Origin of the sequence: Thermoactinomyces sp. DSM 45891, from assembly GCF_900119485.1 — a bacterium.
GTDB lineage: Bacteria > Bacillota > Bacilli > Thermoactinomycetales > Thermoactinomycetaceae > Baia.
In genome coordinates, this window is the sequence record NZ_FPJZ01000009.1 from 92168 (window position 1) to 103382 (window position 11215).

Annotated in this window: 14 protein-coding genes and 1 pseudogene; 6 read left to right on the forward strand and 9 right to left on the reverse strand. The window is 40.1% G+C overall.

All coding sequences use genetic code 11. The features are described 5' to 3' along the window. Positions 1-57 precede the first annotated feature (57 nt). Together mtnK and mtnA are read left to right on the forward strand one after the other, a co-directional pair. A complete protein-coding gene (mtnK, locus tag BT147_RS09200; RefSeq protein WP_072334032.1) occupies positions 58-1263 on the forward strand; it encodes an S-methyl-5-thioribose kinase in 1206 nt (401 codons plus the stop codon). Then, the gene (mtnA, locus tag BT147_RS09205; protein WP_072334035.1) at positions 1260-2327 is read left to right on the forward strand and encodes an S-methyl-5-thioribose-1-phosphate isomerase; all 1068 of its coding nucleotides are present in this window, start codon (positions 1260-1262) and stop codon (positions 2325-2327) included. Before mtnK ends, mtnA begins: the two co-directional genes overlap by 4 nt. 67 nt (positions 2328-2394) lie before the next feature. Here mtnA and BT147_RS09210 read toward each other — a convergent pair whose 3' ends face one another. Continuing rightward, entirely contained in the window at positions 2395-2958 is a 564-nt protein-coding gene (locus BT147_RS09210) for a superoxide dismutase family protein (RefSeq protein WP_072334038.1), read from the reverse strand. A gap of 128 nt (positions 2959-3086) precedes the next feature. Here BT147_RS09210 and BT147_RS09215 point away from each other — a divergent pair, with 128 nt between their 5' ends. Further along, positions 3087-4028 (forward strand): alpha/beta fold hydrolase, encoded by a 942-nt coding sequence (locus tag BT147_RS09215; protein ID WP_072334041.1) that lies wholly within the window; start codon positions 3087-3089, stop codon positions 4026-4028. A 46-nt stretch (positions 4029-4074) separates the two neighbouring features. On the opposite strand, the gene BT147_RS09220 is transcribed toward BT147_RS09215, so the two are convergent. The 4 genes from BT147_RS09220 to BT147_RS09235 form a co-directional block, all read right to left on the reverse strand. Beyond that, the gene (locus BT147_RS09220; protein WP_072334055.1) at positions 4075-4851 is read right to left on the reverse strand and encodes a hypothetical protein; all 777 of its coding nucleotides are present in this window, start codon (positions 4849-4851) and stop codon (positions 4075-4077) included. Between the two features lie 168 nt (positions 4852-5019). Next, a complete protein-coding gene (locus tag BT147_RS09225; RefSeq protein WP_072334094.1) occupies positions 5020-6489 on the reverse strand; it encodes a protein adenylyltransferase SelO in 1470 nt (489 codons plus the stop codon). Between the two features lie 130 nt (positions 6490-6619). Then, the gene (locus BT147_RS09230; protein ID WP_072334058.1) at positions 6620-7036 is read right to left on the reverse strand and encodes a hypothetical protein; all 417 of its coding nucleotides are present in this window, start codon (positions 7034-7036) and stop codon (positions 6620-6622) included. Between the two features lie 113 nt (positions 7037-7149). Continuing rightward, a complete protein-coding gene (locus BT147_RS09235; protein WP_072334061.1) occupies positions 7150-8079 on the reverse strand; it encodes a S66 peptidase family protein in 930 nt (309 codons plus the stop codon). Between the two features lie 193 nt (positions 8080-8272). Here BT147_RS09235 and BT147_RS09240 point away from each other — a divergent pair, with 193 nt between their 5' ends. From BT147_RS09240 to cotJC, 3 genes and pseudogenes are all read left to right on the forward strand, one after another. Further along, positions 8273-8485 (forward strand): spore coat associated protein CotJA, encoded by a 213-nt coding sequence (locus BT147_RS09240; protein ID WP_072334097.1) that lies wholly within the window; start codon positions 8273-8275, stop codon positions 8483-8485. Continuing rightward, positions 8482-8745 carry a spore coat protein CotJB gene (locus BT147_RS09245; RefSeq protein WP_072334064.1) on the forward strand — a complete coding sequence of 88 codons (264 nt, stop codon included), beginning with the start codon at positions 8482-8484 and terminating at the stop codon, positions 8743-8745. The genes BT147_RS09240 and BT147_RS09245 overlap by 4 nt, the downstream gene beginning before the upstream one ends. A gap of 18 nt (positions 8746-8763) precedes the next feature. Next, positions 8764-8994, forward strand: a pseudogene (cotJC, locus tag BT147_RS09250) (spore coat protein CotJC); the annotation flags it as partial. Positions 8995-9093: 99 nt separating this feature from the next. Here cotJC and BT147_RS09255 read toward each other — a convergent pair. From BT147_RS09255 to BT147_RS09265, 4 genes are all read right to left on the reverse strand, one after another. Next, positions 9094-9396, reverse strand: a complete 303-nt coding sequence (locus BT147_RS09255; protein WP_072334067.1) for a hypothetical protein — start codon at positions 9394-9396, stop codon at positions 9094-9096. Positions 9397-9426: 30 nt separating this feature from the next. Further along, a complete protein-coding gene (locus tag BT147_RS09260; RefSeq protein ID WP_072334070.1) occupies positions 9427-10044 on the reverse strand; it encodes a phospholipase A2 family protein in 618 nt (205 codons plus the stop codon). Positions 10045-10395: 351 nt separating this feature from the next. Then, positions 10396-10560, reverse strand: a complete 165-nt coding sequence (locus tag BT147_RS15515; RefSeq protein WP_177239754.1) for a hypothetical protein — start codon at positions 10558-10560, stop codon at positions 10396-10398. A gap of 61 nt (positions 10561-10621) precedes the next feature. Continuing rightward, a partial coding sequence (locus BT147_RS09265) for a replication initiation factor domain-containing protein (protein WP_143187966.1) occupies positions 10622-11215 on the reverse strand: 594 nt, incomplete at its 5' end.

Consider the following 11215-nt stretch of genomic DNA (forward strand, 5'->3'; position numbering starts at 1 on the left):
GCAGTTTTTATTTGCCCCCGTATCATATCACTATCTTTCGGGGAGGAAATAATAATCATGATACAAGTCGTAAACCAGTATGCTCCTTTTACCACGCACACTGTAGGAGAATTTGTAAAAACGCTTTCTATCTTTGATCATCCTAATAATCTCATTATCAAAGAAATTGGAGATGGCAACCTAAACCTTGTTTTTCAACTCGTTGAACCAGAAACCAATCGTTCCATCATTGTCAAGCAAGCTCTTCCGTATGCGAAAGTGGTAGGAGAAAGTTGGCCGCTGTCCCTAAACCGAGCCAAGATTGAGTCAGAATCACTACGCATCCATGCAAAGGTAGTACCTGATCTGGTGCCTCGCGTTTTGCACACAGATCACGAGTTAGCATGTACGGTGATGGAGGACCTATCCGAACATAACATTCTACGCACCGAACTCATTTCAAACCGTCACTATCCTTTACTGGCTGAGCACATTGGACGTTATATTGCGCAAACTTTATTTACCACCAGTGATTTCGCGCTCCATCCATTTGTCAAAAAAGAGCTCGTACAAAAATTCACCAATCCAGACCTATGTAAAATTACAGAAGATCTAGTCTTTACAGACCCTTTTTTCGATCATCCAACCAATGATTTTCCAATAGAACTAAGGCCCACAGTCGAAAAAGTTTGGTCTGATGAAACATTGCTCACCGAAGTAGGAATCTTAAAATTCCAATTTCTCACTCAAGCAGAAGCTCTTCTACATGGCGACTTACACACAGGAAGCATTTTTGTCACTGAACAGTCGACGAAAGTCATCGATCCAGAGTTTGCATTCTTCGGACCGATCGGCTTTGATCTAGGACAATTCTTCGCCAACATTATTTTAAATGCACTATCAAAGCTCGCTATCACAGAACACCAAGTACGATTAAGCGAGCTTCTACGCACCATAGAACGAACTTGGATCACCTTTGCACAAGAATTCACCAAACTTTGGGAGGAAACGAATCATGAGATCTATACGAATATCCCCGGTATATTGCCCCGTTTTTTGTTAAAAATTTGGACAGATGCAATCGGATTTACTGGTTGTGAAATCATTCGTCGTACGATCGGATTAGCCCATGTAGCAGATCTTGATACCATCGAAGACTTTCACACCCAAATTAAAATCAAAGAGCGCGCCCTTCAGCTTGGTTCAGATCTGATTAAATCCCGTACTCACCTCTATAGTTTAGCCCACTTCACTCAGCGCATAAAAGGAGCATTACGATCATGAGCGTACATACACCCATACAATCGGTACAATATCGAGGAGATCATTTACTCCTGCTAGACCAACATGAGCTTCCACACCAAACGAACATGATTCGAATCGAATCAACCGAACAACTATGGAATGCGATTCACGCCTTACAAGTGAGAGGCGCTCCTGCCATTGGGATTGCAGCCGCTTTTGGACTCTCTCTATGGGCAAATCAACAAAAGGAGGAGTCAGACTTACGGATTTTTACACATCAATTAAAAATCCAACGTAATTATCTTTCCTCCGCTCGTCCAACGGCGGTTAATTTATATTGGGCACTGGACCGTGTTGTACAATCCATTCAGCATGCTGAAACGGTTCAAGATGCCATTTACCTTATGGAAATAGAAGCCCTCACGATTCAACGAGAAGATGAAATCACTTGCCAACAAATCGGCGAATATGCCCTTAGCTTACTTCAACCAGGTGATCGCATTTTAACCATTTGCAATCCAGGATCGATCGCCACTGCACGCTATGGAACCGCCCTCGCTCCCTTCTATCTTGCTCAAGAGCGAGGGGTGCCACTATCGGTTTATGCCTGCGAAACGAGGCCACTACTCCAAGGATCTCGCCTCACTACTTGGGAGTTACAACAAGCTGGCGTGGACGTCACTCTCATCACAGATAACATGGCAGCTCATACCATGCGTACTAAGAAAATCTCAGCTATCATCGTAGGCTGCGATCGTATCGCTGCAAATGGGGATACTGCTAATAAAATCGGAACCTTTGGGCTTGCACTCCAAGCAAAAGCACTAGGTATTCCTTTTTATGTCGCGTCCCCCTTATCTACAATTGATTTAGATACCCTTACTGGCGAGTATATTCCAATCGAAGAACGTCATCCAGAAGAGGTGACTCATCTCGCTGGAAAACGGATTGCCCCTAAAGGAATCCAAGTTTACAATCCTGCTTTTGATGTCACACCGCACGAGTATATTTCAGCTATTATCACAGAAAAAGGGATCATATTTGGTAACTATCTAGAAAAATTAGCCATGATCAAAAACCAAATGAACCTACTAATAAGCTAAAAGCCTGTTCTACGACAGAACAGGCCTCAGGCTCTTCTTCTACTATCACTCATCACTCCACTCTTTATTATTTACTACTGTTTTGGATCACTCCACAAGCGATACGCGCTCCTGAGTTCCCTGATGGGTCCGTTTTATAGTCATCTTTGTCTTTATGAATCACAATCGCTGTTCCACCAGGATGGAATAACGAATTGTCTTCATTCCCTTTTAAGGTAACGTTTTCTAGCGCAAACTCAGCCATCCCCTCACCGTTATCATTTATTTCTAAATTGGGTAAGTCTCCAGCATGGGGCCCTTCCACATTTTCAGTCCCGTGTTTTTTATGTGCTGGATTAAAGTGAGGCCCTGCCGTTTCAAACGTAGGAATATCACACTTCCCTACTGTGTGGACATGAATGCCATGTGGTCCTTTAGGCAAATCTTGTACGGTTATCCTTGCCATCACATAATCCTGTTCCTGCCAGAATTCAGCCTTTCCAATCTTTTTCCCTTTACCGTTTATGATCTCAGCTTGTGCTTTTTCTGCTGAGGTTGGCAGTGGTTTCATAGTCGGGGTAGAATCATTACATCCTGACAGTGATAGAGCGAATACAGATAGCCCAATCATGAAATAAAAAGATCGCTTCATAAGTACCTCCATATAAAAAAATATAGAACAATGGTAATTTCTTCCTTTCATTCCCTTTTCCTTTTTTCAGAAATTATTTCTCACATACTCCCTGAGCCGCTTATAATAAATAGAAGGAGGTCATACATATGTACATTCAAGAAGGCTTTATTCACATGACAGATGGGACTGAAATCTATTTATACACATGGCTACCTACAGATCCTCTTAGAGGAATCGTTCAAATTGCACACGGTATGACTGAGCATATCGGTGTATACAAGGAATGTATAGAGGCCTTACTATCCGCTGGATTCGGTGTATACGCTCACGATCATCGTGGACATGGGAAAACTGTAAAACAAGAAGACGACTATGGACATTTCGAGCCCGATGTAGGATGGGATCAAGCTGTTACGGATATCATCTTCGTTTCCAACCTCATTCGTAACAAGCACTCTTGCCCACTCTTTTTGCTCGCACACAGTATGGGGTCTTTTTTAGCAAGACGGGCCGTACAACTTCAGAGTAATCTATGGGATGGACTCCTTCTTTCAGGAACAGGGGGAAATCCAGGTCTTCTAGGAAAAATAGGATATCTATTTGCTACTCTGGAAATGAAAGTACGTGGAGCAAAAACAAAGAGCAACATGTTGAAACTGTTGTCATTTGGCACTTTTAACTCTCAATTCAAACCAAAACGCACCGATTTTGATTGGCTATCTTCTGATACCAGCCAAGTAGATCGCTATATAGAAGATCCCGCATGCGGCTTTACCTGCACGACCAGCTTTTATCGCGAACTATTTAAAGGTGTACTCATCGTAAATCAACTCAAAGAATATAAAAAAACACCCAAACAACTCCCCATTTACTTGTTTTCCGGAGATCTTGATCCTGTTGGAAATAAAGGAAAAGGCGTACAAGAAGTATATGACACCTATCGTAAATGCGGAGTTACAAACGTAACCATGAAGCTATATAAAAACAAAAGACATGAGATGCTACATGAAGAAAATCGCGAAGAGGTCTTCCATGATCTCATTGATTGGATCACACGAATCATAAAATTGAAAGTACCACTTAGATAGACAGCTCTATCATTCAGCTGACTATCTAAGTGGTACATGGATCAATCTATATAGGGCAGACTCTTACTCCATCCCCATCTTTTTGGTACACAATCGGTTGAAATTGTGAAGGAATATTTTCTTTAGGAAATCGGTGTACATAATGAGCCGCGAGGGGATATCCAGAATTAAATATCTCAGCAAATGTAACGGTATGATGAGATAAAATCCACATTTCTGGCGCTAACCAGTCCGGAGGAACCGTAGCTGGTAATTGTTTAATATAGTGGCTATTTGCCCACCAAACATTTCCAGAATAATGAGGTGGATAAGGATGGTGAAGAAAAAAATTAGTTCCGCAAGCATCTACTTTTTTTAGGTATTCGAAGCTCACTTCATGATGGTCAACTAATACAGTCTCCATCAAATTAACCCAATCTTCTATACAAGCTTTATTGTGTACCTCACCATGTCTTACTCCCTTGGAGTGGAGATACAACACTTTTACATTATTCACACTTGCGCTACAATACTGGTGAATCCAATGCAAGGTGGCTCTTTCATACTGATATTCTTCAGGAAGAATCCTATATTGAACTGTATCATCATAGTGGCTCAAGGGATTTACAATTTGATCTTCGATGAATTGAGTATTATGAATATCATCTACAACAAAATTAATAAAAACAGCATTTACTTTTTGATATAACCCCGATGAGAGTAATCGTTCTAGCTTTTTATCTAGTCCATCCTTCCAACTACTCAGAGTTCGAACATGAATAAAACAAACCTTTTTATGATCCAAATGGTAAATATTTTGCTCAGGTGATAACCGAATAGCCAATTTCATTCCTCCCATCTAGATACCAGAAAGATGTTGTCGCCTTTCTAACATCTATTAGACCAACTCATATATGTTATTCTATGTAGATAGACAGGTGATAGACATATAGATGATAAAATTGAAAAGGGGCTTTATGTATTAACTTAGGAGGAGACAAACTCTCTCCCCCTAAGTCCCACAAAAAGTTCGATAGGGATGTGAGGTCGGATCGGGTAATGAACAGTACATAGCTTGCCTTAGTGTATAAGCATACGGATTGGAAAGGGCGTCTAGAAGCTGTTTCATCACACTAAGATCTCCTCTCACAGCAGACTCTAACGCTTCCTCTACCCGATGGTTCCGTGGAATGATCGCTGGATTACAACTCTTCATTAACTGTTTTGAATCTGATATAGAAACTTGTTCTCGCTCTACTCTTTTTTTCCATTCCTGAATCCACTGATCCCATTCTGGCTTTTCATAAAAAGCTAACTCCTCAAATTGATCAAGCGTAAGCGAACGAAATGTATTGGTATAATCTGCTTGATATTTCTGCATCATGTAAAGGAGGCTTTCAATCAACGATTCATCTTCTATTTCTGCATAAAATAACCCGAGCTTCGCTCTCATCCCATCAAGCCAATGATTTCGATAGATATCAGGGAAATGAGATATCGCCTCTTGGGCTGTCTCGACTGCCTCAGACTCATTTTCCTGAAGCAACGGTAAGAGTGCTTCTGCGAATCGAGCCAGATTCCATCCAGCAATGCGAGGCTGATTTCCATATGCATAACGCTCCTGCTGATCAATGGAACTAAATACCGTATCCAAGTGATATGTATCCATAAAGGCACACGGACCGTAGTCGATTGTCTCACCACTAATGGTCATATTATCCGTATTCATCACTCCGTGTATAAAGCCTACCAATTGCCACTTAGCAATTAACGACGCTTGACGATCGATCACTTCTTTTAGCAGAGAATGATATCGGTTTTCATCTAGAACAATCTCAGGGAAATGACGTTGCAACGTATAATCTGCTAAAGCCCGTAAGTCCTCCTTACTCCCCCACCTAGCTGCATATTGAAAGGTGCCTACACGAATATGACTCTTAGCTACTCGAGTTAAGATTGCCCCCGGCAAATCAGTTTCACGGATAATCATTTCTCCTGTCGTTACAACTGCTAGGCTACGAGTAGTAGGAATTCCGAGCGCATGCATAGATTCACTGATAATGTACTCGCGTAACATAGGACCAAGCCCCGCACGACCATCCCCCCCTCGGGAATATCTCGTTCTACCTGATCCTTTTAATACGATATCACATCTCTCCCCGCTAGGTGTAATTTGCTCTCCTAGCAATATAGCCCGTCCGTCTCCTAACCTAGTAAAGTGACCAAATTGATGCCCTGCATAAGCTTGGGCTAGTGGCATTGCACCTTCAGGAGCCTTATTACCGGCAAATACCTCTGCTCCCTCTCCCTTTTGCAAAGCTTCCGTGTCTAATCCCAAAGAGTTTGCTACGGAATGATTTAGGAGAATTAGCTCTGGAGCACGTACAGGGTTTACGTCTTCTGTTGAGAAAAATACGTGAGGTAATTTCGCATAACTATTATCAAAGTTCCAACCCACTGTTCCTTCACTTGTTTGTGTCATCGAATCCCCTATTCTAATATTCGTTTTAATATCACTTGCCAAAAATTATACCTTATTCACCCCCTAGATAACAAAAAAAGCATCCATTTGGATGCTAGTATTGGAAAATATTTTATGTTTGACTATATAATTATCTGTACCAAACGCTACCACCAAAGCCACCTGAAACGGCGGTTCTATGCAATCGCATACCTGTTTGTGTGTAGACAACAGTAAATGACAAGTTTCCGTGGCTTAAAATTCCACCTCTTGGTACGTCAGCCCATGTACCCGCAACTTTATCCCCATTTAATTGTCCTTTAAACACGTTGGTCCAGTTGGTTCCGACCCCATTGTTACTCAAACCTGTCCACCAAACAGTATTTCCAATTTGACGGATATAGTAATATCCACCATCATTACCTCGCCAGACACCTGTGATATCAATGGCTTGTGTTCCAATCCCTGGCTTTGCCTGCTCTTTTGCCATAACAGCGTTACTGGAGGCAACAAGCCCAACACTTAACATTAATGCGAATGCTAAACACATGGAAAAAAACTTCTTCATTCAATTCACTCCTACTATTGTATTTGAAATACAAACTAATTATAACAGTTATATTATTCAGAAGATACATATTTACAAAAACTTAATGATAATTTAACTCCATCTCTGTAATATTATCCTTCAAGCGATTCTACAGATCCCTCTTGAAACTGTATCCACCCTTCCAGGGCATCGATTTCGGTAAGCACCCCGATGGGCAACGTCCAATTAGGCTGAGTATGCCCCACATTTAGCCCGTAATAACAAGGAATTCCAAGTGGTTTTACAATACCGTCGAGGATCTCTCGAATGGTTAAGCTCTTCTCTCCATTTTCTGCTGTACAATCGGTGAAATCAGTAAACACAATACCGGCCGCATTTTGAAGTTTAGTAGCATGCCGTAACTGAGTTAGCATACGATCCACCCGGTATGGATCTTCGTCTACGTCTTCAATAAATAAAATTTTTCCAGTTGTGTCAATCTCAAATGGAGTTCCAAGTGTTGAAACAAGCAATGATAAATTACCACCAATTAATGGCCCTCTTGCTGATCCTACTACAATGCAGTGTTTCTCTATAGGCTCTTCATATCTAGCAACGGGAACATGGCTTGTTAAGTGTTGAAATAGAGTAGACCATGAATGAAAGTCTGGTTTCCTCGCAAGCTCCGTAATCATAGGCCCATGAAATGTAACCAAACCCGTAAAACGGTGAATCGCCAGATGCAATGCTGTAATATCACTATAGCCTACAAATATTTTCGGGTTTTTCCTAATGCCCCTATAATCAATTAGATCAAGAATACGGGGTGTTCCATAACCACCCCTCATGCAAAATATCGCATCTACCTCCGGATCGGCAAACATCCGATTCAAATCCTCCGCCCTGTTCCAGTCATGTCCCGCCAAATATCCGTGCTGTTGCCAGAGTGAATTTCCTAACTTGAGATTAAAACCAAACTCAGAAAAAATCTCCAACGCTTGCTCCTGCTCCTCAGGATTCGTCGGACTTGCAGGCGCGATAATCCCAATTGTATCTCCCAGTTTTAATGCTCTGGCTTTCATTAGATAACCTCCTAAATAAAACAACTTACATTTCCTTAATTAAATATTATATTTCGATTTTAAATAACAAAAGAATATAATAGTAAGATTATTCGAATATCAAATATAATCTTATCATAAATTCTAAGGAGTCGTTTTCTATAACAAGGAGGGATTTTTTTTGAGTCAAAAAGATCATTGCCACCATACATCAATGAAAACATATGACGTATATCATGGCCCTTTTGACCCCTGCCCACCCATAGGTCATAAGTACTACTCCACGCCCCCTCATCTCTATATGGGTTTTCAACCACGTTGTTTAGAGCAATTCCCCATTCGAGAAGCTCTATTTCGCGGAACCCTATGGAAAGCATTATATGACCCTTACGAAAATCCGTATAAAAAAAGGGGGGAACTACGATGAATTCACCCCTCCCACCAGAATACTACAAACTGTTGGAAGAACTACAAGCTGTTGACTTTGCCTTAGTTGAGCTAACCCTTTACCTTGATACCCATCCAAAAGACATAGACTCCATTCGACAATTTAACGGACTAGCCAAAAAACGAAAAAAAATAGCAAAAGAATACGAAGCACGATATGGTCCCCTCTTACAATTTGGTCGTAGTTACTCCGATGAAAATTGGTCTTGGGGAAAGCCTCCTTGGCCTTGGCAAGTATAAAAAGGAGGTTCCTGGTCAATGTGGGTATATGAAAAAAAACTGCAATATCCCGTAAAAGTAAGTACATGTAACCCTTATTTAGCAAAACTACTCGTTGAACAATACGGCGGGGCAGATGGCGAACTCGCCGCAGCACTCCGCTATCTCAACCAGCGGTACACCATTCCCGATAAAGTAGTCGGCCTATTAACCGATATCGGCACAGAAGAATTCGCTCATCTCGAGATGATTGCAACAATGATATATAAATAAATTAGTTATATTATGCTACTAATCGACAAAAAATAGTGCCGTCTAAATGAATTGTGGTAACCACTACCATTAGACAGCACTATTTAATTTACCTATTTAACATCCTAATAGGGCGCATACAATACCACCAATCATCCAATAAAGAAAAATACTACATGTCATAATGATATTTAAAATAAGAAATAAAAGTGCATATTTACCATTTTTATTTAAAGCTAACTTACTAAATAGAATGCCTATGGGGGCTATAATAAGGGTAGAAAACAGCAGTACCGGTCCTTGTAAAAACAATTTAACTGAAACCGAAAACTGATTTGCTACAAAAAGTAACCCCCAAGATAGGAGACCAATTACAAAAGTAATTCTAGATAGTGCTGAGAACACTTTCAGCTTATTCATAAATTCCCATCCTTAATTGTCGTGTATTGATTATCTTGGTGCTCCTGGCATGTCAATATTTCCACAAAAACGAGCCTTCATTTGAAGGAGGAAATACGTATAAACAGTTGTTGCCATAGCTTTTTCTCCTGACTTCATATAAGGATAGCTTTTCAGGATGCCCCATAGCAAGTTTCTGTCACAAGTACAATGAAAATATCCTACTTTAGCATAGCATAAGTCATGTTCCATACAACGATAATCCAAATTATTCTCTGGTTTCGGATTATTCATAGATTTGCCACCATGCCCTGGACCACACCAATTACCATATATAGGAAGACCTGGTTTGATTCGTGATTTTTTCACATTCGCTGAGCTATATTGTGAAGAAAACTTATTAAATTCTCGACCCTGAGCCAATTGCTCAGGAGTAGCACCATCTTTCTCCGCTTTTTCCACATCAAAAACTAGCTCATTATTTTTACCTACAACAATATACTTCTCCAAAGATTGTACATTATCTATTAGTTCTTTAGGTGCTTCTTCTTGTGAGTTAATAGGAGTTGGATCTTCCATAGCTCCGTATACTGTACTAGTATTAAAGGGAATAGAAAGACAGATAGAAAGAAATGTGATCATTACAATAGTTATTTTTAATTTTTTCATTATTTAGAAATATACCTCCTGCAATTATTTATATACTAAGTTGGGACAAATATATTAAGCTTCCACTCAGCAATTTTTATCAGAACTACAATTGGGACGCCCACGACCTAATAAACAATAACATATTTGTAATTTATTTCAAATGGTTATTATTGTAATATCACGGAATGGCTACTGTTGCAATTAGATTGACAACTCGTCGGTTATCAATAAAAATTATTGTTGAAATAAACAACAAAAAAAGAGCATCAAAGTTTGTATCGATTTGCTCTGTAACATAAAGGGGAACTGATTATGGATTTGCACAAACAGTTTATATTTTTCTCTGATCAACAAAAGAAAAGAAGAGCATCAACACTTCTTTGAATAGCTCTTCAGTAGTAGTCTAACCAACTTTTCCATATCAAGATCACCATAAACTTTAATCGTTCCTACTCCCTCAATTCTTTCTTCAAACGTTACGGGCTTGCTTTTATTCAATTCCTCTATTCTCTTCAATTCATCCAATCTCTGCAATATAATCATCCCCTCTCTTACTTCAATTCAATGTATTAATAGCTCAGATTGTCTTATTCATCTACATTGCTGTTTGGTCTTTTGGTGGATCGGATTTAACACGGATCATACTCTTCAATTGCTTCAAACGCTCATCTCTAACTTGCTTGGCATCCTTATACTGATCGATCATAATGAAATCCTGATCTTTCAAACGCTTAACCGCTTTTTGTACTAACTCTAGTAAGAACTCTTCGGATTCTGCCTTCACGATCGTTGCGAGAGTAGGCGTTACTTGACGATCTAACCAACTCAATTTCGTTTCAACCGTTCTTTCTTTGGGCAGTTCTGTAAGCTTGATTTTGGCTGTGTCTCCGATAAAGCGTTCCCACTTCTTCCAAGTCTTCCAACGGCTTTTATTGCTATCGGTTCCCTTCGTTGTAAAGCGGACATAGTAGTTTAAAACACCCGTTACGATCTCGCCTGCATCCACTTCATTTGCGATCAACCAAGCTACTTTAACGGCTCTTTCGTCCTTTAGTTCCAGTTCGGTACGATTCCAAAACTTGATACCTTCTAATTCGCTCTCATTTCCGTCCTTCAGGGCTTCTTTGTACTTATCGTAAAATCGAACTTTGAGTAGGGAAGAAGAAGAACCAAGATAGATGGTTTGCCC

Bases quoted from the DNA above. Each gene is read 5' to 3' on its own strand.
- BT147_RS09230 (WP_072334058.1), bottom strand. From the start codon at position 7,036: ATGAAGAAGTTTTTTTCCATGTGTTTAGCATTCGCATTAATGTTAAGT.
- mtnK (WP_072334032.1), top strand. From the start codon at position 58: ATGATACAAGTCGTAAACCAGTATGCTCCTTTTACCACGCACACTGTA.
- BT147_RS09245 (WP_072334064.1), top strand. From the start codon at position 8,482: ATGAATTCACCCCTCCCACCAGAATACTACAAACTGTTGGAAGAACTA.
- BT147_RS09235 (WP_072334061.1), bottom strand. From the start codon at position 8,079: ATGAAAGCCAGAGCATTAAAACTGGGAGATACAATTGGGATTATCGCG.
- BT147_RS09240 (WP_072334097.1), top strand. From the start codon at position 8,273: ATGAAAACATATGACGTATATCATGGCCCTTTTGACCCCTGCCCACCC.
- BT147_RS09215 (WP_072334041.1), top strand. From the start codon at position 3,087: ATGTACATTCAAGAAGGCTTTATTCACATGACAGATGGGACTGAAATC.
- BT147_RS09210 (WP_072334038.1), bottom strand. From the start codon at position 2,958: ATGAAGCGATCTTTTTATTTCATGATTGGGCTATCTGTATTCGCTCTA.
- BT147_RS09255 (WP_072334067.1), bottom strand. From the start codon at position 9,396: ATGAATAAGCTGAAAGTGTTCTCAGCACTATCTAGAATTACTTTTGTA.
- mtnA (WP_072334035.1), top strand. From the start codon at position 1,260: ATGAGCGTACATACACCCATACAATCGGTACAATATCGAGGAGATCAT.
- BT147_RS09225 (WP_072334094.1), bottom strand. From the start codon at position 6,489: ATGACACAAACAAGTGAAGGAACAGTGGGTTGGAACTTTGATAATAGT.
- BT147_RS09260 (WP_072334070.1), bottom strand. From the start codon at position 10,044: ATGAAAAAATTAAAAATAACTATTGTAATGATCACATTTCTTTCTATC.